This is a genomic window from Gordonia metallireducens, assembly GCF_021245825.1.
GTDB lineage: Bacteria > Actinomycetota > Actinomycetes > Mycobacteriales > Mycobacteriaceae > Gordonia > Gordonia namibiensis.
The window spans coordinates 1-21,422 of the sequence record NZ_JAJQJP010000037.1 but is presented as its reverse complement, the minus strand read 5'-3'; the positions used below and the strand labels follow the sequence as shown (position 1 = coordinate 21,422).

The 21,422-nt window shown below is 69.1% G+C and carries 22 protein-coding genes; 7 read left to right on the top strand and 15 right to left on the bottom strand.

Annotated elements, in window-relative coordinates; all coding sequences use genetic code 11:
• Positions 1 to 41 precede the first annotated feature (41 nt).
• Complete coding sequence (locus LQD00_RS15440; RefSeq protein ID WP_232718060.1) at positions 42 to 1,529, top strand: PspC domain-containing protein; 1,488 nt, start codon at positions 42 to 44, stop codon at positions 1,527 to 1,529.
• Positions 1,526 to 1,756, top strand: coding sequence for a hypothetical protein (locus tag LQD00_RS15435; RefSeq protein ID WP_232718059.1), 231 nt, complete (start codon positions 1,526 to 1,528; stop codon positions 1,754 to 1,756). Before LQD00_RS15440 ends, LQD00_RS15435 begins: the two co-directional genes overlap by 4 nt.
• A 61-nt stretch (positions 1,757 to 1,817) precedes the next feature.
• Here the strand turns inward: LQD00_RS15435 and guaA are convergent, their stop codons facing one another.
• On the bottom strand, positions 1,818 to 3,410 hold the full coding sequence (guaA, locus tag LQD00_RS15430) for a glutamine-hydrolyzing GMP synthase (protein WP_232718058.1): 1,593 nt from the start codon (positions 3,408 to 3,410) through the stop codon (positions 1,818 to 1,820).
• A 49-nt stretch (positions 3,411 to 3,459) separates the two neighbouring features.
• On the opposite strand from guaA, the gene LQD00_RS15425 reads away from it, so the two are divergent.
• Genes LQD00_RS15425 through LQD00_RS15415 form a run of 3 tightly spaced genes read left to right on the top strand, consistent with a single transcriptional unit; the run spans position 3,460 to position 5,385 of the window.
• Positions 3,460 to 4,086: a biotin transporter BioY gene (locus tag LQD00_RS15425; protein ID WP_154882784.1), complete on the top strand. Its 627-nt coding sequence runs from the start codon at positions 3,460 to 3,462 to the stop codon at positions 4,084 to 4,086.
• Between the two features lie 25 nt (positions 4,087 to 4,111).
• Positions 4,112 to 4,786: an energy-coupling factor ABC transporter ATP-binding protein gene (locus LQD00_RS15420; protein WP_232718057.1), complete on the top strand. Its 675-nt coding sequence runs from the start codon at positions 4,112 to 4,114 to the stop codon at positions 4,784 to 4,786.
• Positions 4,783 to 5,385: an energy-coupling factor transporter transmembrane component T family protein gene (locus tag LQD00_RS15415; RefSeq protein ID WP_232718056.1), complete on the top strand. Its 603-nt coding sequence runs from the start codon at positions 4,783 to 4,785 to the stop codon at positions 5,383 to 5,385. The genes LQD00_RS15420 and LQD00_RS15415 overlap by 4 nt, the downstream gene beginning before the upstream one ends.
• A 58-nt stretch (positions 5,386 to 5,443) precedes the next feature.
• Here LQD00_RS15415 and LQD00_RS15410 read toward each other — a convergent pair whose 3' ends face one another.
• From LQD00_RS15410 to guaB, 3 genes are all read right to left on the bottom strand, one after another.
• Positions 5,444 to 7,198, bottom strand: a complete 1,755-nt coding sequence (locus tag LQD00_RS15410; RefSeq protein WP_232718055.1) for a GMC family oxidoreductase N-terminal domain-containing protein — start codon at positions 7,196 to 7,198, stop codon at positions 5,444 to 5,446.
• 115 nt (positions 7,199 to 7,313) lie between these two features.
• A complete protein-coding gene (locus LQD00_RS15405) occupies positions 7,314 to 8,468 on the bottom strand; it encodes a GuaB3 family IMP dehydrogenase-related protein (protein ID WP_232718054.1) in 1,155 nt (384 codons plus the stop codon).
• Positions 8,469 to 8,552: 84 nt separating this feature from the next.
• Positions 8,553 to 10,064 (bottom strand): IMP dehydrogenase, encoded by a 1,512-nt coding sequence (gene guaB / locus LQD00_RS15400; RefSeq protein WP_232718053.1) that lies wholly within the window; start codon positions 10,062 to 10,064, stop codon positions 8,553 to 8,555.
• A gap of 169 nt (positions 10,065 to 10,233) precedes the next feature.
• On the opposite strand from guaB, the gene LQD00_RS15395 reads away from it, so the two are divergent.
• On the top strand, positions 10,234 to 10,623 hold the full coding sequence (locus LQD00_RS15395) for a DUF5319 domain-containing protein (RefSeq protein ID WP_232718052.1): 390 nt from the start codon (positions 10,234 to 10,236) through the stop codon (positions 10,621 to 10,623).
• Between the two features lie 91 nt (positions 10,624 to 10,714).
• Here the strand turns inward: LQD00_RS15395 and LQD00_RS15390 are convergent, their stop codons facing one another.
• The 3 genes from LQD00_RS15390 to LQD00_RS15380 form a co-directional block, all read right to left on the bottom strand.
• Entirely contained in the window at positions 10,715 to 11,776 is a 1,062-nt protein-coding gene (locus LQD00_RS15390) for an anti-sigma-D factor RsdA (RefSeq protein WP_232718051.1), read from the bottom strand.
• Positions 11,760 to 12,347, bottom strand: coding sequence for a sigma-70 family RNA polymerase sigma factor (locus tag LQD00_RS15385; RefSeq protein WP_232718050.1), 588 nt, complete (start codon positions 12,345 to 12,347; stop codon positions 11,760 to 11,762). The genes LQD00_RS15390 and LQD00_RS15385 overlap by 17 nt, the downstream gene beginning before the upstream one ends.
• A 120-nt stretch (positions 12,348 to 12,467) precedes the next feature.
• Positions 12,468 to 13,328 (bottom strand): hypothetical protein, encoded by an 861-nt coding sequence (locus LQD00_RS15380; RefSeq protein ID WP_232718049.1) that lies wholly within the window; start codon positions 13,326 to 13,328, stop codon positions 12,468 to 12,470.
• Between the two features lie 417 nt (positions 13,329 to 13,745).
• On the opposite strand from LQD00_RS15380, the gene LQD00_RS15375 reads away from it, so the two are divergent.
• A complete protein-coding gene (locus LQD00_RS15375; protein WP_004019187.1) occupies positions 13,746 to 14,042 on the top strand; it encodes a WhiB family transcriptional regulator in 297 nt (98 codons plus the stop codon).
• 118 nt (positions 14,043 to 14,160) lie between these two features.
• Here the strand turns inward: LQD00_RS15375 and groL are convergent, their stop codons facing one another.
• The 8 genes from groL to alr all read right to left on the bottom strand — a co-directional run.
• Positions 14,161 to 15,777, bottom strand: a complete 1,617-nt coding sequence (gene groL, locus LQD00_RS15370; RefSeq protein WP_232718048.1) for a chaperonin GroEL — start codon at positions 15,775 to 15,777, stop codon at positions 14,161 to 14,163.
• A 121-nt stretch (positions 15,778 to 15,898) separates the two neighbouring features.
• The gene (gene groES / locus LQD00_RS15365) at positions 15,899 to 16,198 is read right to left on the bottom strand and encodes a co-chaperone GroES (protein WP_004019185.1); all 300 of its coding nucleotides are present in this window, start codon (positions 16,196 to 16,198) and stop codon (positions 15,899 to 15,901) included.
• Positions 16,199 to 16,410: 212 nt separating this feature from the next.
• The gene (tsaD, locus tag LQD00_RS15360) at positions 16,411 to 17,457 is read right to left on the bottom strand and encodes a tRNA (adenosine(37)-N6)-threonylcarbamoyltransferase complex transferase subunit TsaD (protein WP_232718047.1); all 1,047 of its coding nucleotides are present in this window, start codon (positions 17,455 to 17,457) and stop codon (positions 16,411 to 16,413) included.
• The gene (gene rimI / locus LQD00_RS15355; protein WP_232718046.1) at positions 17,454 to 17,963 is read right to left on the bottom strand and encodes a ribosomal protein S18-alanine N-acetyltransferase; all 510 of its coding nucleotides are present in this window, start codon (positions 17,961 to 17,963) and stop codon (positions 17,454 to 17,456) included. Before rimI ends, tsaD begins: the two co-directional genes overlap by 4 nt.
• Complete coding sequence (tsaB, locus tag LQD00_RS15350; RefSeq protein ID WP_232718045.1) at positions 17,960 to 18,697, bottom strand: tRNA (adenosine(37)-N6)-threonylcarbamoyltransferase complex dimerization subunit type 1 TsaB; 738 nt, start codon at positions 18,695 to 18,697, stop codon at positions 17,960 to 17,962. Before tsaB ends, rimI begins: the two co-directional genes overlap by 4 nt.
• Positions 18,694 to 19,212: a tRNA (adenosine(37)-N6)-threonylcarbamoyltransferase complex ATPase subunit type 1 TsaE gene (gene tsaE / locus LQD00_RS15345; protein ID WP_232718044.1), complete on the bottom strand. Its 519-nt coding sequence runs from the start codon at positions 19,210 to 19,212 to the stop codon at positions 18,694 to 18,696. Before tsaE ends, tsaB begins: the two co-directional genes overlap by 4 nt.
• 56 nt (positions 19,213 to 19,268) lie before the next feature.
• On the bottom strand, positions 19,269 to 20,411 hold the full coding sequence (locus LQD00_RS15340) for an alpha/beta fold hydrolase (RefSeq protein ID WP_232718043.1): 1,143 nt from the start codon (positions 20,409 to 20,411) through the stop codon (positions 19,269 to 19,271).
• A partial coding sequence (gene alr / locus LQD00_RS15335; RefSeq protein WP_232718042.1) for an alanine racemase occupies positions 20,408 to 21,422 on the bottom strand: 1,015 nt, incomplete at its 5' end. The genes alr and LQD00_RS15340, both read right to left, overlap by 4 nt.

Sequence of the window (21,422 nt, the reverse complement as noted above, 5' to 3'; positions counted from 1 at the left end):
AGGGGATCACCCGATGTGCGGCGGGCACTCGGCAGAGCACGATGATCGCCATGGACACCAAGGAGTTCCAGAGTCAGATCAGGGAGATGTGGTCGACACGCCCCTACCGTCCGGAGAACCGGACCATCGCCGGCGTGTGCAGCGGCATCGCCGCCCGCTACCGCGTCGATCCCACGCTCGTGAAGATCGCCTTCGTGGTGTCCGCCTTCTTCGGCGGCAGCGGGCTCATCCTGTACCTCGCGGCGTGGATCGCGTTCCCGGGCCGGCAGCGAGCCCACGCCGAGGCGGTACGCGCCGCGACCACCGGGCACCGCGGTCACCGACGCCACGGACCGCCGTGGGGCAATCCGCAGTTCATCGTGCTGGCGGTCCTCGCGATCGTCATCGTCACCTCGGTCGGCCCGAACCGCACCTGGGGGTCGGGCGGCCTGGTCGGCGCGATCCTCATGCTCGGCGGGTGGTACCTGCTCCACCTGCGCACCCCGACTCCCCCGCCCGGTACCAGCATCGACACCGTCGCCGTCACCGACGTCGTCGTGCCCCCGCCGACGGCGGGACAGTTCGAACGCTGGGTCCCGCGCGCCATGGCCGGCACCGGGATCACCGGTGGCCCGGCTAACACGCCTACCGCCACGAGTGCACCGAACGTCGACCTGCAGAAACCCGCGTCCGACACCGGAACACAACCGGCTCCGGCGACGAGCGAGAACCCCACCACGGAGGCAACGGCGAACCCCGCTGGCACAGAGGAGATCTCCATGACCAAGAGCGACGTCGACACCGCATCGGACGGGACGCAGCGCTGGTCGCCCCTGCCGACCCCGGCGCCCGCCTCCGACGACGTCGACACCTCCCCACCTTCCTGGGATCCGCTGGGTGTGGCCCCGTTCGCCTGGGACCTACCCGAACCCGCCACACCGGCGAAGCCGGTCGAGCAGCGGCGTCGCCGCTCCCCGTTGACGCTGATCGTCCTCGGGCTGGCGGTCATCGTCGGAGCGATCGGGACCGCCCTGCATCAGGCGGGGGTCGACTGGTTCACCGTGCCGCGCATCCTGTCCCTGTGTCTGGCGGTCGTCGGTGCCGGCCTCGTGCTGGCCGCGACGCTGCGTCGACGCACCGGTGAGCACAGCACCGGCCTGTTGCCGGTCGCCATCCTGCTGGGTGTCGCGACCATCGTGACCACCACGGTCTCCGGTGTCACCCTGCCCACCGGCGGGGCCGGCGACCGGAACTGGAAGCCGCTGAGCGAGAATGACATCCAGCCCGAGTACACCCTCGGGATGGGCGAGATGACCCTCGACCTGCGGGAGATCGACCTCACCGCCGACCGACGGGTGGAACTGCGCAACGGGATGGGCGTCATCGAGGTCGCGCTGCCCGAGAACATGAACGTCCGCGTCACCTGCGACACCGGCATCGGCGACATCGATTGCCCCGACGGACTCGACGGTGGCCGTGACGGCACGGACGGTCCAGTCCTCGAGATCGACGCACACACCGGCATGGGAGAGGTTCGGGTCATCCGATGAACGAGCAACTCGACAGCGGCCCGAACGTGGCCGACGACTACACCGAATCGACCCACCGCGCACCGGGATTGGGGGTCGTGGGCATCGCGGCCCTGGCCGTCGCGGGGTGGGGGCTCGCCGGCGGACCGGCACTCCCCGACGCGGCGAACCTCGGCTGGGCGGCCGTCGGCATCGGACTGCTCATCGGCCTGATCCTCATCATCTCCGGAACACGAAACCGGGGATGAGGGACGAGGGGTGAATGCGATCAGGCCGGCGTGAAGTCCACGCCGGCCTGATCGTGTTCGGTCATTCCCACTCGATGGTGCCCGGCGGCTTGCTAGTCACGTCGAGGACGACGCGGTTGACGTCGGGGACCTCGTTGGTGATGCGCGTCGAGATGACCTCGAGGACCTCGTAGGGCACGCGGGTCCAGTCGGCGGTCATCGCGTCCTCGCTCGAGACGGGACGCAGCACGATCGGATGTCCGTAGGTGCGGCCGTCGCCCTGGACGCCGACGCTTCGGACGTCGGCGAGCAGCACCACCGGGCACTGCCAGATCTGGGCGTCGAGACCGGCGGCGGTCAGCTCCTCACGGGCGATGAGATCGGCCTTGCGCAGCATCTCCAGACGATCGGCGGTCACCTCGCCGACGATGCGGATCGCGAGACCCGGACCCGGGAACGGCTGGCGTGCCACGATCTCCTCGGGCAGGCCGAGCTCACGGCCGACGGCGCGGACCTCGTCCTTGAACAGCAGGCGCAGCGGCTCGACGAGGCTGAACTCGAGGTCGTCGGGCAGGCCGCCGACATTGTGGTGGCTCTTGATGTTCGCGGTGCCGCTGCCGCCACCGGATTCCACGACGTCGGGGTACAGGGTGCCCTGGACCAGGAAGTCGACCTTCTCCCCTGCCTCGGCCTCCTCGCCGAGGACCTCGCTCACCGCCCCCTCGAAGGAGCGGATGAACTCGCGGCCGATGATCTTGCGCTTGGTCTCCGGGTCGCTCACACCGGACAGTTCCTTCAGGAACTTGTCGGCGGCGTCGACGGTGACGAGCTTGGCGCCGGTCGCACCGACGAAGTCGTGCTGGACCTGCTCGCGCTCACCGGCGCGGAGCAGTCCGTGGTCGACGAAGACACAGGTGAGGCGGTCGCCGATGGCGCGCTGCACCAGCGCGGCGGCCACCGCGGAGTCGACGCCGCCGGACAGACCGCATATCGCCCGGCCGTCGCCGATCTGATCGGCGACCGCATCGATGAGGGCGTCGGCGATGTTCGCCGCGGTCCAGGTGGCCTCCAGACCGGCGACCTCGTAGAGGAAGCGGGTCAGGATCTGCTGGCCGTGCGGGGTGTGCAGCACCTCGGGGTGGTACTGGACGCCGGCCATGCGGCGCTTGAGGTTCTCGAACGACGCGACAGGGGCGCCCGGCGTCGAACCGGTGACGGTGAAGCCCTCCGGGGCCTGCTGCACCGCGTCGTTGTGGCTCATCCACACCGGCTGGGTGTCGGAGAGGCCCTGGTGGAGGATGCCCTCACCGTTCACCGTCAGGGTGGTGCGACCGAACTCGCGGCCACCGGTGTTGGCGACCTCGCCACCCAGCTTCGCGGCCATCGCCTGGAAGCCGTAGCAGATGCCGAAGACCGGGACGTCCAGGTCGAACACGGCGGGATCGAGTTCGGGGGCGTCCTCGGCGTACACCGACGCCGGTCCGCCCGAGAGGATGATCGCGACCGGGTTCTTCTCCTGGATCTTCGCCAGCGGCGCGTCGTGGGAGATCACCTCGGAGTAGATCCGGGCCTCACGCACTCTTCGTGCGATCAGCTGCGCGTACTGCGCTCCGAAGTCGAGGACGAGTACGGGCCGCGGGCCCTCGAGGAAATCCTCAGCAGAAGAGTCTGTCACCCGGTCGAGTCTAGTGGTCGACCACGACGTGAAATACTTCGACACCGACATGACTGCATCTCCCCGCACCTCCGCATGGTCGCTGAGCATCGGCGATCTCACCCAGGCCGCCGTTTTCGCCGCGTTGATCGCCGCGCTCGGCCTGCCCGGGACCATCAACATCGGCACCAGCGGCGTGCCGATCACGTTCCAGACCCTGGGTGTGATCCTGGCGGGAGCCGTCCTGGGGCCCAAGAAGGGCACCCTCGCGGTCGTCATCTTCATGGTGCTGGCCATCGCCGGACTACCGATCCTGTCGGGCGGACGCAGCGGCCTGACCGCGCTGGCCTCGCCGACCGCCGGTTACTTCGTCGGCTTCCTGCCCGCGGTCATCGTGATCGGCGTGCTCACCGCGGCGATGATGTCCGTCGGCGACAAGCCGCGCTACCGCGTGCTCTGGGGCATCGGGATCAACGCACTGGGCGGGATGTTCGTCCTCTACCTCTTCGGTGTGCTCGGACTGGTCCTGCGCACCGACCTGACGGTGTGGGCGGCGATCACGTCGAACGGACCGTTCATCATCGGCGACGTTCTCAAGGTCGTCGTCGCCGCGCTGGTCGCCGCACAGATCCATCGCGGTCGCCCCGGCCTCATCGAGCCGCTCCGACTGTCCCGGCGCACCGCCGCCGGCAGCTGAGCCGCTCCGCGATCGCCCCGCTCCGATGATCGAGTTCACGAACGTCTCGCATGCCTACGACGACCGGGTCGTGCTGCGCGATGTCTCGTTGGATCTGACCGAGAACCGGATCGGCATCGTCGGGGCGAACGGCAGCGGGAAGTCGACGCTGGCGCGGATGATCAATGCGCTCGTCGTGCCCGGGTCGGGCACGGTGACCGTCGACGGCCTCGACGTCTCCCGCAACAAACGTGAGGTCCGACGCCGCGTCGGGTTCATCTTCTCCGACCCCGACCGGCAGATCATCATGCCGACGGTCATCGAGGACATCGAACTGTCGTTGCGGCGCACCGACCTCGCCAAGAAGCAGCGCGCGGCCCGGGCCCTCGAGGTGCTCGACCGGTTCGGGCTGGGCGCGCACGCCGACCATCCCGCGCAACGGTTGTCCGGCGGGCAGAAGCAACTCCTCGCGCTGGCGTCGATCTTCGTGACCGACCCGGCGATCATCGTCGCCGACGAGCCGACGACGCTTCTCGACCTCCGCAACACCCGCATGCTCACCGACGTCTTCGCGACGCTCGACGAGCAACTCATCGTCGTCAGTCACGATCTCGACATCCTCGACGGATTCGACCGCGTCATCGTGATCGACGACGGCCGGGTGGTCGCCGACGACGAGCCCGCGCCGGCGCTCGCCTACTACCGCACACTGATGTCGTGAACGTCCTCGGCGTCTACCGTCCCGGGAACACCCTGCTGCACCGGCTCTCGCCGGGGGTCAAGTTCGTCGCGATGGCCGTGGCGATCCTCGTGATGTCGCTGACCGTCCGCACGCTGCCCACGCTGGGGATCGCGGCGCTCGCGGTCGCGGCGACCTTCGCGCTCGCCGGGATCGGTCCCCGTGAGGCCTGGAAGCAGCTGCGACCCCTGCTCTGGATGTTGTTGTTCATCTTCGTTTTCCAGGTGATCTTCACCGACTGGCGGCGCGCCGTGGTGATCTGCGGGTTGCTGGCGTTGTCGGTCGCGCTCGCCACGGTCGTCACGCTGACGACCCGCACCACCGACATGCTCGACGCGATCGTCCGCGGTCTGAGCCCCCTGCGCCACGTGGGCGTCCGCACCGACCTCATCGCCATCGCGTTGGCGCTGACCATCCGTGCGATCCCGCTGATGGTCGAGGTGGTGCGCGAGGTCGACGAGGCGCGCAAGGCCCGCGGGCTCCGACCCGGACCCCGCATCCTCGTCGCGCCGGTGGTGCTGGCCGCGTTGCGCACTGCCGACGGATTCGCCGACACCCTCACCGCCCGCGGCCTCGACTGACCCCCGCGATCCGTAGAAGAAATGCGCGCTATGTCCGCATTTCTTCTACGAAATCCCGTCAGGCAGGCCGGTTGACCGGCGTGATCGGCAGGCGCAGCGCGCCGGGAGCGTCCGCCGGGACCACCGGAGCGGCGGGCACCACGGGATCGATGCGCTGGTAGCCCTCCCCTTGCGACGGTCGGCGGTCGTCCTCACCCTTGTTCGGCCACAACGCGATCGCACGCTCGGCCTGGGCGCAGATCGTCAGCGACGGGTTCACACCGAGGTTCGCCGAGATCGATGCACCGTCGGTGATGTGTAGCGTCGGGTAGTTCCACACGCGCTGGTAGGGGTCGATGACGCCGGTCGACGGGTCGTCGGAGATGGCACAGCCGCCGAGGTAGTGGGCGGTCAGCGGCATGTTGAAGATGTCGCCCCAGGTGCCGCCGGCGATACCGCTGTTCATCTTGGCGGCGATCCGGCGGGTCGCCTCGTTGCCCTTGGGGATCCACGTCGGATTCGGTTCGCCGTGCCCCTGCTTGCTGGTGACATAGCGCAGCGGACCCCGCTTGCGCACGAAGGTCGTGAGCGAGTTGTTGTTGTTCTGCATGACCAGTGCGATCACCGTGCGCTCGCTCCACTGCTTCACGACGAGCAGCCGAACCAGGAGGAACGGGTTCTTCGCGACCTGCTTGAGGAACTGACCGAACCGGTTGCGACGCGTGCCACCGTCGGTGAGCAACGTCTGCAGATACGCGATCGCGTTGGAGCCCTTGCCGTATCGCACCGGCTCGATGTGGGTGTTCGGCTCCGGATAGAACGACGAGGTGATCGCGACGCCGCGCGAATAGTCGTTCTCCGGATCGATCCGCGACCCCATCGCGCCCAGGATCGACTCCGAATTCGTGCGCGTCAGTTGCCCCATCGCATCCGAGATCTGCGGCAGCGTCGAATACTTCGCGTGGTGCAGCAGACGCTGGGTGTTGAATGTTCCGGCGGCGAGGATCACCTGTCCGGCGGTGTAGGTGCGCTTGCGTTGTCCCAGCGGCCCCCACGACGACGAGTGGTGCGTCCCGACCTCCCACGAGCCGTCGGCGCGCTGGACGAGCGAGTCGACCGTCGTCCGGTCGATGATGGTGGCGCCGTTGCGTTCTGCGAGTCCGAGATAGTTCTTCAGCAGCGTGTTCTTGGCGCCGACGCGACAGCCGGTCATGCAGGCACCGCACTCGGTGCACGCGGTGCGATCGGGTCCCGCGCCGCCGAAGTACGGGTCGGGCACCGTCTCGCCGGGTGCGCCGGCGAATCCGGTCTTCGCACCGAAGAACACGCCGACGGGCGTGGCGGTCACGGTGTGGCCGACGCCCATCTCCTCCGCCACCTCGGCGACGATCCGGTCCGAGGAGGTGATGGTCGGGTTCTTGACCACACCGAGCATCCGCCGTGCCTGGTCGTAGTACGGCGTGAGCTCGTCCTCCCAGTCGGTGATGTGGTTCCACTGGGGGTCGGTGAAGAACGGCGTCGGCGGCTTGTACAGCGTGTTCGCGTAGTTCAGCGAACCGCCGCCCACACCCGCACCGGCCAGGATCATCACGTCCTTGAGAGCGTGGATGCGCTGGATTCCGTACAGGCCCAGCTTCGGGGCCCACAGCCAGCGGTTGAGACGCCAGCTGGTCTTCGCGAACTCGTCGTCGTCGAAGCGGCGACCCGCCTCGATGACGCCGACGCGGTAGCCCTTCTCCACGAGGCGCAGCGCGCTCACGCTGCCGCCGAAACCGGAGCCGACGATGAGGACGTCGAAATCCGTAGAGCTGTCGGATCGCTTCTTCACACCCATGCAGACCATGCTAATGGTCGTTGTCACATGGGATGACCCAGGTCACCCTAACCCTTCGATACGCGTCCGCCGCAAGCTCCGGACGCTACTCAGGGAGCGAGTGTGCCGGCGAGCATCAGGCGTGGACGGACAACCCCACTCGCTGGAACTCCTTGAGGTCGCAGTACCCGGCCTTGGCCATCGCGCGACGCAGGGCGCCGACGATGTTCAGCTCGCCGAACGGGTCGTCGGACGGACCGTTGAGGACACGCTCGAGGCTCGGACGGTCGGCGTTGCCGGCGACCTGCAGGAGCGCACCGCGCGGGGTGTCGGGGTGGGCAGCGGCCGACGGCCAGTACCAACCACCGCCGGGAGCCGATGCCGAGGCGGCGAGCGGCGTGCCGAGCACGGCGGCGTCTGCACCGCAGGCGATGGCCTTGACCAGATCGCCGGAGTTGTGGATGTCGCCGTCGGCGATGACGTGGACGTAGCGCCCGCCGGTCTCGTCGAGGTAGTCGCGGCGGGCGGCGGCCGCATCGGCGATGGCGGTGGCCATCGGCACGCCGATGCCCAGCACCTCACCGGTGGTGGTCGCACCTGCGGCCGAGCCGTAACCGACGATCACGCCGGCCGCGCCGGTACGCATCAGGTGCAGCGCCGTGCGATGGTCGTGCACGCCGCCGGCGATCACCGGGATGTCGAGATCGGCGATGAAGGTCTTGAGGTTCAGCGGCTCGCGGGCACCCTCGCCGTCGACCTGGGCGACGTGCTCGGCGGAGATGATCGTGCCGTGCACGACGAGCAGCTCGACACCTGCCTTGAGCAGTGCCGGGGTCAGCTCGGGCGCGTGCTGCGGGCTGACGCGGACCGCGGTGGTGACACCGGCGTCGCGCACCTGCGCCACGGCCTCGGCGAGCAGTCCGCTGTCGAGGGGTGCGGCGTGCAGTTTCTGCAGATGTCGCACGGCGGCATAGGGATCGGGATCGCCGGCGGCGATGGCGGCCAACTCCTCGAGCTTGGCGTCGACGTCGCGATGGCGTGCCCACAGTCCCTCGCCGTTGATGACGCCGAGCGCACCGAGCTTGCCGAGCTCGATGGCCACCGACGGCGACACCAGCGCGTCGGTCGGGTGGCTCAGGATCGGCGACTCGAACCGGTAGGCATCGATCTGCCACGCGGTGGAGACGTCCTTGGAGGAACGGGTCCGACGGGACGGGACGATGCTGATGTCGTCCAGTTCGTAGGTCCGTCGGGCCGTCCGGCCCATGCCGATTTCGACGAGGTCACGCACCAGTGCGCCTTTCTGGGGAGTTCAGCTGCACATCGACCCTACGGTGTCCCCGGCCCGAACGGACCGGGGACACCGGGGGGGATGTCAGCGGGAATAGTAGTTGGGTGCCTCGGTCGTCAGGGTGATGTCGTGCGGATGCGACTCCTTGAGCCCGGCCGCGGTGATCTGGACGAACCGCGCCGTCTGCAGATCGGTGATCGACGACGACCCGGTGTAACCCATCGCGGCGCGCAGGCCACCCACGAGCTGGTGGATCACCTGGGACAGCGGCCCGCGGAACGGCACCCGACCCTCGATACCCTCGGGGACCAGCTTCTCCTCCTTGAGGACGTCGTCCTGGAAGTAGCGGTCCTTGGAGTACGACTTGGCCTGGCCGCGTCCCTGCATCGCGCCGAGCGAACCCATGCCGCGGTAGCTCTTGAACTGCTTGCCGTTGACGAGCACGAGCTCGCCGGGCGCCTCTGCGGTGCCGGCGAGCAGCGAACCGAGCATCGCGGTCGACGCGCCGGCCGCGAGGGCCTTGGCGATGTCGCCCGAGTACTGCAGACCGCCGTCGGCGATGACCGGGATGTCGGCCTTCTGACAGACGGCGACGGCCTCGAGGATCGCAGTGATCTGCGGTGCGCCGACGCCGGCCACGACGCGGGTGGTGCAGATGGAGCCCGGTCCGACGCCGACCTTCACCGCATCGGCACCGGCGTCGATGAGGGCCTGTGCGGCCTCACGGGTGGCGACGTTGCCGCCGACCACATCGACGCGGTCGCCGACCTCGGCCTTGAGCTTGGCGACCATGTCGAGCACGAGGCGGTTGTGTGCGTGGGCGGTGTCGACGATGATCACGTCGACGCCGGCATCGGTCAACGCCATCGCGCGGTCCCACTGGGGTCCGCCGGTGCCCACGGCCGCACCGACGAGCAGACGGCCGTCGGAGTCCTTGGTGGCGTTCGGGTGCTGTTCGGTCTTGACGAAGTCCTTGACGGTGATCAGACCGGTGAGGCGACCGTTGCCGTCGACGATCGGCAGCTTCTCGATCTTGTTGCGACGCAGCAGGCCGAGGGCGGCCTCGGCGGAGACACCCTCCTGCGCGGTGATCAGCGGGGCCTTGGTCATGACCTCGGCGACCGGACGGTTCTGGTCGACCTCGAAGCGCATGTCGCGGTTGGTGATGATGCCGATCAGCTCGCCCTTGTCGTCGACGACGGGCAGGCCGGAGATGCGGTACCGCGCACACATCGCGTCGACCTCGGCGAGGGTGTGGGTCGGCGAGCAGGTGACCGGGTCGGTCACCATGCCGGCCTCGGATCGCTTGACGGTCTCGACCTGGGCCGCCTGTGCCTCGATGGAGAGGTTGCGGTGCAGCACGCCCATACCGCCGGCGCGCGCCATCGCGATGGCCATGCGAGACTCGGTGACGGTGTCCATCGCCGAGCTCACCAGCGGCACGCGCAGGGTCACGTTCTTGGTGACCCGCGAGGAGGTGTCGACCTCACTGGGGATCACGTCCGAGGCCGAGGGCAGCAACAGGACGTCGTCGAAGGTCAGGCCGAGCATTGCGACCTTGCCGGGATCGTCTCCACCGGTGCGAACATGCGTCATCGGTCCATCGTATCGACTCGCCCGATGCGGCGATCGTCACACGTGCACTACGGTACCGACGACCGTATCCAGGGGCGGCGTTCCCGCCTCCCCCACGCCCGCCGTATATCGCCTGAATACCTTCGAAGGCCTAAGGCGTGACAGGCCGGGAATCCGCTACGGTGGTGGTGTGCGTGACCACCTCCCACCCGGCCTCCCGCCGGATCCGTTCGCCGACGACCCGAGCGACCCCGCTTCCGCATCGGACAGCGTCGAGCCGGGCATCCCGTTGGACGAGAACGAGCGGCTGGCGGTCGAAGAGGACCTGGCCGACCTCGCCGTCTACGAGGCGCTACTCGCCCATCGCGGCGTCCGGGGCCTCGTCGTCGTCTGCGACGACTGCCACGAGGACCACTACCACGACTGGGACATGCTCCGCGCGAACCTGATCCAGCTCCTCATCGACGGCACCGTCCGGCCGCACGAGCCGGCCGTCGACCCGCGCCCCGACGCCTACGTCACCTGGGACTACTGCCGCGGCTACGCCGACGCCCGCAACCACTACGACGAAGGCCGCTGACCCGGGGCGGTCTCGGACACCTCTCCCTCTCATACGACTGCGCCCGTACCGATCTCGGTACGGGCGCAGTTGTCTGTGCAGTTGGTGCGGGCTAGCGCGGACGCCCCTCGGAGGCGTCGACGCCGGGCGGCGGTGTCCACGGGAACGCCGGGAAGTCGGCCGGGGTCCGCGTCATCGACGAACTCGTCGACGGCACCTCCTCGGTCGGCTCGCTGGGCGGGCTCGACGGGACGGTCGGCTCGCTCTGACCGGGTTCCTCGACCGGGGCGGGCACCTCGGTCGTGGGCGCGGTGGTCACGGAGATGTCGGAGGGCGACGGGCGCTCGGACCGCTTACGTACATCCGGCTTGGTGGTCGGCTCACCCGACTCGGTAACCGCGGGCTCCGACCGATCGGCCGACGACGTCGCCTCCCGGGTGGACGGCAAACCGGCCCCGGCACGGAGCCGGTTCATCCAGTCCGACATCTCCTCGCGGGTGTCCTTGTCACGCATCGGCCCCATGCTGTCCTGGGCCTTGGCGATGAAGCTCGCGGCCGCGGCGGTGTCGCCGGCGGCGATGGCGGCCTCGGCGCGCTCGAGGTTGCCGCGCACATCGTGGGCTGCCTTGGTCTCGGAAGCGGCCTCGGCGAACACGACCTGCTTGACGCCCCACAGCGGGTCACCCGGTTGCGAGCCCTCGGACATGACGGTGAGGCCGGCTGCCGCGACGATGACGATCGCGGCCGCGCCGGACACGACGCGGAGGTGCCGCACCATACGGCGGCCACGACTCGCGCGTTCGGTGCTCTCGATGGCCCGCTCGACGTCGTCGACGGAGACGAGCTCCGGCACCGGGGTCGACACGACCTCGTTGCGCCAGCCCGAGAGAAGTTCTGCGAGTTCGTATTCCGTGTCGTCGCGCGTGGGGACGGGGGCGTCGTGGGCGAGCGCCTCGAGGAAGTTCTCGTCGAAGCCGACCTCGGAGAGGTCCAGCGATTCCCCGCCGGGCGCGCTCAGGTCGTGCTCGAGGTCGTCGCCGGCGGACGCGGGGCCACCGGTGGACGGGCCGCTCGGGCCGGAACCTCGACCGTGGGCCGGCGGCTGACCGGGACGGTTGAGCTGCTCACGCCCGTGGACGGAGCGACGATGGCGCCAGTCAGATCCTTCGCTCATCGTGACCTCCTGTCCGTTTCAACTCGTCCTTCAACTTCGCCAACGCCCGGTGCTGGGCGACGCGAACCGCTCCTGCGGTGCTTCCGATCATCTGGGCCGTCTCCTCGGCTGACATGCCGACGACGAGCCGGAGTACCAGCACCTCGCGCTGTTTCTCCGGAAGTATGTCGAGTAGGGCGCGCATCCGCCTGTTGCCGTCGGCGTCGAGGGCGAACTGTTCCGGCCCGCCGGTGACGTGTCCGACCTCGGGCACGTCCTCCACCGGATCGGACTTGACCCGGGCGGCGACCCGCATGGCGTCGGCGACCTTGTGTGAGGTGATGCCATAGACGAAGGCCATGAACGGCTTGCCCTGGTCCCGATAACGGGGCAGCGCGGTCATCACCGCCATCAAGGCCTCCTGCGCGATGTCATCTGCGGAGAACAGATGGCGTTCTCCGATTCCGATTCGTCCTCGGCAATAGCGCAGGATCGGTTCCTGCACGCTTTCGAGGACTGATGTGAGAGCTGAACGATCGCCCTGGCCCGCGGCCCGGACGGCGTCGTCCAACTCACCACCTGTCAACTTCATCGCGTGTAGGAATCCCCGTGTTACAGATCGGTTGACCGCTTGTGAGCCGGTCCTGTTACGGGCCCCGACACCCCTGGACGTCACGTCAACGCCGAGGCAGACCCTCAAACACCTTAGCCATCAGCCCTCGGGCTTCAGTGCCATGCCCTTGCCGATCAGCGTGGCGCGAAGGTCCCGGTACCTCTTCTCCTCGGAGGCCGACGCCGCACCGATGCCGGTCAGGAGGCTCAGTCCCGCCCACTCCAGGGGCAGCAGACCGCGTTCACCTGCGTCGACGACGACCTCGCGGGCCCGGGCGGTCGACACCTCGATCTCCCCCACACCGGCGAGCGCCGCCGCGTGGATGAGTGAGGTCTTGACGCGGTGTCGCGCCGGCACACCGGAGTCGCCGGACAGGTGCCGGACGAGCGCGGTGCCGGCCTCCGCGTGGGACAGCCCCGCTGCGGCGTCTCCGGAGTAGAGGCCGAGTTCGGCACTGACCCACTCCCAGCGCAGTCGGCACCGTCCGTGTGTGAGCCAGTCCACACGGCCTGACGAGGCCCGGCCCTCCGAGGACAGCAGCTCCCGCGCGCGTTCGAGCAACCGCCCCGATACTCCGAAACGGAAGAGACCGAGGTTGTCCGCCGCGAGTCCGATGAGGGCGTCGGCCCGCGCCGCGCGTACCGGGTCGACGCCCGGATCGATGCTCCGTGCCGGACCCACCTTCGCGACCGTCGCGTATGCCAGACCGTCGAGCCCCTGCGCAAGATCGTGGCGCCCGCCCTGCCGCAACAGGGAGGCCGTCGTGCTGCGGCACAGTGACAGCAGTGCCGCAGCCTCCGGTTCGCGCGGCATCGACCCGTGCGCGGACCTCACGTCCACGCCCAATCGCGCCAGATCGGTGAGCGCCGCGGCGTACTCACCACGGCCTCCCGCCTCGACTGCAGCCTTCCAGCGCAGTTCAGAGGCCGTGTCGAGGCCCGGTGAAGTGGTCTTGATCACTACAGCCCTTTTGGTTTGCATGAATTTAACGAACGATTCCCAACGTTAATCCTGAGACCAGATCACCGGCGGATAAGAAGAAGATTTCCTCGGTGTTAACCGTTGACATGGTCGTCGTTTGCCGGTCGGCGCGCACGCGCCCTTCGAACGAATGACGATTCGATCGATCATTGCAGGTCATCGACCATTCCTTTCGTCCGGTCAGAGGGCATGGCGACCGCTGTCAGGCATTGTGCTAGCACCTTCGGTTCATCTAACGCGCCGTTAACATTTCCGAGACTTTCACCCGGCGGATGGCCGATTCCGGCGGTATTGACGCCATTTCTCAGGCCCGCTTAATGTGAGCCACAGCGTTGCAGGAAATCGACGTTTCTCCACCGCGCACCTCGGTGCGGCCCTAGACAAGGAGCAGCTGCCATGCCTCAGCCCAACCATCTTCCCGGCCCCAATGCAGACATCTGGGACTGGCAGATGTCCGGCCTCTGCCGCGGCGTCGACTCTGCGATGTTCTTCCATCCTGACGGTGAACGCGGCCGTGCGCGCGCCCAGCGTGAGCGCCGGGCCAAGGAGATGTGCCACCAGTGCCCCGTCATCGCGCAGTGCCGCGAGCACGCACTCGCCGTGGCCGAGCCCTACGGTATCTGGGGCGGGCTCTCCGAGTCCGAGCGCAGCATCCTGATGAAGCGCGGCGTGGGCCGCCGCATGGCGAGCTGAGCCGTCCGTAGCCGCCGGCGATAGGGCCACCTCGGCACACCGCGAACGACGCAGGAGCCGGGCATCCGCAGAGGATGCCCGGCTCCTGTGTTGTGTCTACCGAAGCGACGCGCTCAGATCAGTGGGCGTGACCGTGTCCGGCGTGGCCGGCCGGCTCCTCCGCGGGCTGATCGACGATCGCGGTCTCGGTGGTGAGCACCATCCGGGCGACCGACGCGGCGTTGACGACCGCGGAACGGGTCACCTTCACCGGGTCGATGATGCCCTCGCCGACGAGGTCACCGTAGGTGAGGCTCGCGGCGTTGAAGCCCTCGTTCTTGCCGAGGTCGGCGACCTTGGAGACCACCACGGCACCGTCGAGACCTGCGTTGGAGGCGATCCAGTACAGCGGGGCCTTGGCGGCGTCCCGGACCACGCGGACGCCGAGCGCCTCGTCGTCGGTGAGCGAGGCGGCGAGCTCGTCGAGCACCTTCGATGCCTGGACGATGGCCGAACCGCCGCCGGGGATGATGCCTTCCTCGACCGCGGCCTTGGCCGCGGCGACGGCGTCCTCGACGCGGTGCTTGCGCTCCTTGAGCGAGGTCTCGGTGGCCGCACCGACGCGGATGACGGCGACGCCGCCGGCCAGCTTGGCCAGACGCTCGGCGAGCTTCTCCTTGTCCCAGTCGGAGTCCGACTCCTCGATCTCGCGACGCAGCTGCGCGGCGCGACCGGCGATGGCCTCCTTGGTGCCCGCACCCTCGACGATCGTGGTGGCGTCCTTGGTGACGACGACACGACGCGCCGAGCCGAGGACCTCCAGACCCACGGTCGACAGGGAGAGGCCCACGTCCGAGGTGACCACGGTGCCGCCGGTGACGACCGCCAGATCCTCCATGAACGCCTTGCGACGGTCACCGAAGAAGGGCGACTTCACCGCGACGGCGCGGATGGTCTTGCGGATGGAGTTGACCACGAGGGTCGACAGTGGCTCGCCCTCGACGTCCTCGGCGACGATCAGCAGCGACTTGCCCGCCTCGACGACCTTCTCCAGCAGCGGCAGGAACTCCGGCAGCGAGCTGATCTTGTCGCGGTACAGCAGCACGAGCGCGTCCTCGAGGACCGCTTCCTGGCTGTCAACGTCGGTGACGAAGTACGGCGAGAGGAAGCCCTTGTCGAACTGCACGCCCTCGGTGATGTCGAGTTCGGTCTGCAGGCCCGAGCCCTCTTCGACGGTGACGACGCCGTCGGCACCGACCACGCTCATCGCCTTGCCGACCATCTGGCCGATCTCCTCGTCACGCGAGGAGACGGTGGCGATCTGGGCGATGGACTGCTCGCCGTCGACCGGGGTCGCCGCGGCCAGGAGGGCCTCGCTCAGTGCGTCGGCGGCCTTGCTGATGCCCTGACCGAGTGCGATCGGGTTGGCACCGGCGGCGACGTTGCGCAGACCGGCCTTGACCATCGCCTGCGCCAGCACGGTTGCGGTGGTGGTGCCGTCGCCTGCGACGTCGTTGGTCTTGGTGGCGACCGACTTCACCAGCTGGGCACCGAGGTCCTCGAAAGGATCCTCGAGGTCGATGTCCCGGGCGATGGTGACGCCGTCGTTGGTGACGCTCGGGCCGCCGAAGGCCTTGGCGAGCACCACGTGCCGGCCGCGGGGGCCGAGGGTGACCTTCACGGTGTCGGCGAGTTGATCGATGCCTCGCTCGAGCGCCTTGCGCGCTACTTCGTTGAATTCAATCTGCTTGGCCATGAATCTCTTTCTTCGCGGGAGTCGTCCGGCACAACGCACACCGCCCCGGTACCCCTGCACGGGGAGCCGGGGCGGTGCGTCGAGTCACGAGACGACTCGCGGGGTCTGTGTGGCCCGAGTCCTACTTGCCGATGACGGCGAGGACGTCGCGCGCCGACAGGATCAGGTACTCCTCGCCGGCGTACTTGATCTCGGTGCCGCCGTACTTGCTGTAGATGACGGTGTCACCTTCCTTGACGTCCACGGGGACGCGGTTGCCCTGCTCGGTGACCCGACCCTCGCCGACGGCGATGACGGTGCCTTCCTGCGGCTTCTCCTTGGCGGAGTCCGGGATGACCAGGCCCGAGGCGGTGGTCGTCTCGGCCTCGACGGCCTGCACCAGGATCTTGTCCTCAAGCGGCTTGATGTTCACGCTCGCCACGATGTGAGTCCTCAACTTTCGTACTGAGAAAGAATCTGCACGTTCATGGCCCTGGGACAAAACCTCGTCGTCGCGGGTGTCCGAGGCTTCACTCAGCGCCGACTAGCACTCTATACGTGCGAGTGCCAGCACTCAAGGGTGGAGGGTGCAAAATGCCGGAGTTTCGCTCGCCGCGATCACAGCTCAGGGACGTGGGGACCACCGGAGTCGGCTCAGAGCTGACTCACGCGCACCGACATCGCCGGGTCGGAGGCCACCGTGAGCGGCGACGGCGCCGCCCCTCCGGCGATCACATGTGCACCCAGGGTTGCGATCATGACCCCGTTGTCGGTGCAGAGTCGCGGCTTGGGCACGCGCAGCGTGATCCCGGCGGCCGCGCAGCGTTCCTCGGCGAGCGACCGGATGCGCGAGTTGGCGGTGGCTCCGCCGCCGAGGACCAGGGTGTCGACCCCCAGATCGCCGCACGCACGGACCGCCTTCATGGTGAGCACGTCGGCGACGGCCTCCTGGAACGACGCCGCGACGTCTGCCACCGGGACCGTCACCCCGTCGCGCACACACTTCTCCACATACCGCGCCACCGCCGTCTTGAGACCGCTGAACGAGAAGTCGTTGCGGGCGTCGCGCGGTCCGGTCATCCCACGGGGGAACGCGATGGCCTTCGGGTCCCCCTCGCGCGCGGCACGGTCGAGGGCCGGACCACCGGGGAAACCGAGGTCGAGGAGTCGGGCGACCTTGTCGAAGGCCTCCCCCGCCGCGTCGTCGACCGTGGTGCCGAGTTCGACGATCGGCTCGGCGAGATCGGTGACGTGCAGCAGATGGGTGTGTCCGCCCGACACGAGCAGGGCCACGCACTCGGGCATCGGGCCGTGCTCGAGGGTGTCCACCGCGACGTGGCCGCCGAGGTGGTTCATCGCGTACAGCGGCACGTCCCAGGCGAGCGCATAGGCCTTGGCCGCGGCGACACCGACGAGCAGCGCACCGGCGAGCCCGGGACCGATGGTGACGGCGATGGCGTCGGGCCGGTCGATGCCGGCGGCCTCACGGGCGCGACGCATCGTCGGCACGATGGCCTCGAGGTGTGCGCGCGAGGCGATCTCGGGGACGACACCGCCGAAGCGGGCGTGTTCGTCGACGCTAGAAGCGACCTCGTCGGCGAGCAGCGTCACATAACCGGGGGTGTCACCGTCGGCCGGCGTCCAGCGCACGATCCCGACCCCGGTCTCGTCGCAGGAACTCTCGATGCCCATGACGATCACGCCGGGCCCTCCTCGGGATCGAGCGGCCGCCCCGAGCTCGGGACCCGCAACATCGTGTAGGCATCCGCGCCGGACGGCTGATAGTAGTTCCGGCGGATTCCGGCGGTGCTGAAGCCGTGCCGGGAGTACAGGGTGATCGCGACGTCGTTGTCGGTGCGGACCTCGAGGAAGACCGGCGCGTCGACGGCGTCGGCCACCGTCAGCATCGCCTCGAGCAGGGCCTTGCCGATCCCCCGCCCGCGATGGGCGGGATCGACTGCGATCGTGTGGATCTCACACTCGTAGGCGTCGGGCTGACCGAGCGTGGAGATCCCGGCGTAGCCGATGACCTCCCCGCCCGCACGTTCCCGCGCCGCGAAGTAGGTGTTGTAGGGCGCGTTCAGTTCGGCCCGGAACGCCGATGCCGGCCACGGCGAGTCCTCGGCGAACATCTGCTTCTCGAGCGCCGCGCACTGCGGGATGTCGCCGTAGGTCAGTGCGTCGATGATCAAATTCGGTGCCGTCACCGCGGGGCTCCCAGTTTCCGGGCCTTCTGCTCGACCGCGTCGGGGCGTCGGAGATACAGCGGCACAAGGGGTTCGGGGATCTCGCCGGCGATGATCGCGGGGGCGGCCGCCGCGACGAGTCCGCGAGCCGACGGCACGGTGGCCTGCGGTGGCGCTCCCGTCCAGCCGACCAGTTCCAGATGTGACGCCGAACCCGATGCCGCGCCGACCTCGCCGGCGGTGAAGACCGGGGACAACTCCTCGGCGACCGTCGCCGGGGCGGTGACCTCGGGTCCGCGCACCCGCGCACCGTCGCGGTACAACGCCCAGTACACCTCTCGGCGCCGGGCGTCGGTGACGACGAGGAGGTCGGTGCGGCCGGCCGGCGGGGTCGTGTCGAGGGCGAGCGCATCCAGCGAACACACGCCGTGCGCCGGGATGCCGAGTGCGTCGGCGAAGGCCGCACCGGTGGCCATGCCCACACGGAGTCCGGTGAACGGCCCGGGGCCGCATCCGACGACCACCGCGGCCAGCGCATCGCGGGAGATCCCGGACTCGGCAAGGCATTCGGCGATCAGGGTGGTGAGTAGTTCCGCATGCCGGCGGTGATCGGTGATCACGCGCTCGGCGAGCACCCGCACGTCGGAGCCCGTCTCGCCGTTCAGTTCGACGATCCCGGTGACCACCGAGTCGGTCGCGGTGTCGATCGCGAGCACCGTCCGCGCCGCGTCGAGACCTCGTTCCGCGGAACTCATTCCTCGGTCACCCACTCCCATTCCACATGTCGCACATCGGTGTCGACGTCGCGGCGCAACCGCACCACGAGATAGCGCTGGGCCAGCCGCTCGGCAACACCCTCACCCCATTCGACCACGACGACCGCGTCGGTCAGCTCGGTGTCGAGATCCAGGGCGTCGAGTTCGTCGAGACCGCCGCGCGCCAGGCCGCCTTCCCCGTCGTCACCGGCCAGCCCGAGCCGGTAGGCGTCGACGTGGACCATCGCCGGACCGCCGGGACGGCCCGGCCGGTGCTCGCGCGCGATGATGAAGGTCGGCGACGTGACGCGGCCCTCGATCCCCAGACCTGCGCCGATCCCACGCGCCAGAGCGGTCTTGCCCGCACCGAGCGGACCGTCGAGGATCACCAGGTCGCCCGGGGACAGCACGGTCGCGAGTTCGGCGCCGAACGCCTCGGTGTCGGCGACCTCCGGCAACTCGCGGGTCCCGGTGCGGTCGGTGACCGGCGTCGGGTGCGTGTCGCCTGTGTGCATGTCGTCGGTGTGCATTCCGTCGGTGCGTGTTCGGTCTGGGTGCGTTCCCTCGGGGCTCATGCCTTCGCCCGCCTCTTCCACCAGCGTCGACGAGGGGCCGGCAGGGCGACCCGGGCGCGGTCCACCAGGTCGACGATCGCGTCGCTGACCAATCGTGGTTCCTCCATCTGGACCATGTGTCCGGCGCCCTTGACCACCACGAGACGGGAGTCCGGACCGAGCTGGGCGAACATGCGCACCGAGTTCGGCAGGGGTGTCAGCCGGTCCTTGTCGCCGCAGACGACGGTCGTGGGCACTTGCGCCAGCACCGGCAGAGCCGTCGACTCGTCGTGGATCTCCAAGGCGTGCAGGAAGTTCACGATGGTCTCGATCGGCGTGGACTGGATCATCTTCTCCACGGCGCTACCGAGCGCCGGACTGAAGAACGCCGGACCGAAGCTGGCCGCGACGAGCACCGGTTCGAGGGCCTGGCGGGTCAATCCGCGGCCGGCCTGGACCAGGCGCGGTGCTCGACGAACACTCAGCCGGAAGGCGTCGACCACCGGATTGCCGAGGCCCTCACCGAGGCCCGCTTCGGTCAACCCCCGAGAGGCGGTCGCGACGAGACCGACCCCGGCAACCGGTCCGGTGGACGAGAACAGCGCCGGGTGTCGGCGCGCCAGACCCATCACCGTCATGCCGCCCATCGAATGTCCCACCACCACAACGGGTCCGCTGGTCACCGTCGAGCGGATGACGGCCGCGGCGTCGTCGGCGAGCTGCGCGATCGTGCAGGTCTCCGCCGGCGCGGGATCGCTCTCGCCGTGGCCGCGGTGGTCGTAGAACACGAAGCGGTAGTTGCGGTCCGCCCACTCCTCGGCAAGCTGTTCGCATTGGAAGTGCCAGCTCGCGAGCCGCAGGCTGAACCCGTGCACGAAGACGATGGTGAGCTCGGGCGGCGTGCCGTTCGGGACGTCACCGAGGTCGATGGTCCGGACCGCGAGATCGAGGCCGTCGTCGGTGGTCACGGTTCGCGCGTTCTCGTCGTACATCGTGGTGAGGTCGATGTCGGCGTGCGGGTCGGTCTTGCCGACCACGCTCTTGCGCGCGAGGTTGCGCGCCGCACCGATCGCCGCCATTCCGCCCAGTGCGGCGACACCGGCCACCCCGGCCAGCAGCCCGACGCGTTCGGAATCGTCCACCACACTCACCCCGCTCACTCGTCGGCCACCGCCTCATCGCCGACCGCGTTCACGTAGCGTCGAACCGCACGGCTGCCGACCTGGGAGACGATCTCGTAGTCGATGGTGCCGATGGCGTCGGCCCAGTCCTTGGCCGTGATGCCACCACGGGCACCGGTGCCGAAGAGTTCGACCTCGTCGCCCTCCCGCACCCCGGACCCGTCGGGTCCGAGGTCGATGACGAACTGGTCCATGCAGATACGGCCGATGCCGTCGAACAGTCGGTCGCCGATGCGAACCCGGATTCGACCCGACAGCAGTCGCGGCACCCCGTCGGCGTAGCCGGCGGGGACGACCGCGACGACGGTGTCGTGCGGTGCGATCCAGGTGTGGCTGTAGGAGACGCCGGTGCCGGCGGCGACGTTCTTCACCAGCGCGACCCGAGCCGTCAGCGTCATGGCCGGGATGAGTCCGAAGTCACCGAGTTCGGGGACCGGCGTGCGGCCGTAGAGGGCGATCCCGGGCCGGACCATGTCGCGCGCCAGGTCCGGACGGGTCAGTGCCGCAGGCGAGTTCGCCATGTGCATGATCTCGGGCGCCGCGCCGAGGCGGGCGAGGTCGGCGGCCGCGGCGTCGAGCCGGGCGGCCTGTTCGCTGTTGAGCGGATGCTCGGGTTCGTCGCCGCGGGCGAGGTGGCACATCACCGCGCGGACGGTGACCGCGCCCTCGGCGTGCGCCTTCGCGATCTTCTCGGAGAAGTCGTCCCATTCGTCGGCGGCGACCCCGCTGCGGTTGAGGCCGGTGTCGACCTTGGCCGTGACGCGCGCAGTGACTCCGGCGGCCCGGGCGGCGGCGACCACCGCGTCGAGCTGCCTGGCCGAGGACAGGGCGATGTCGATGTGGTCGGCGACCGCGCCCGCGAAGTCCGCACCCGGGGCGTGCAGCCATGCGGTGATCGGGGCGTCGAGGCCGGCGGCGCGCAGTGCGCGGGCCTCGGCGATGTGCGCGACGCCCAGCTCGGCGGCCCCCGCGGCCAGCACGGCCTTGGCG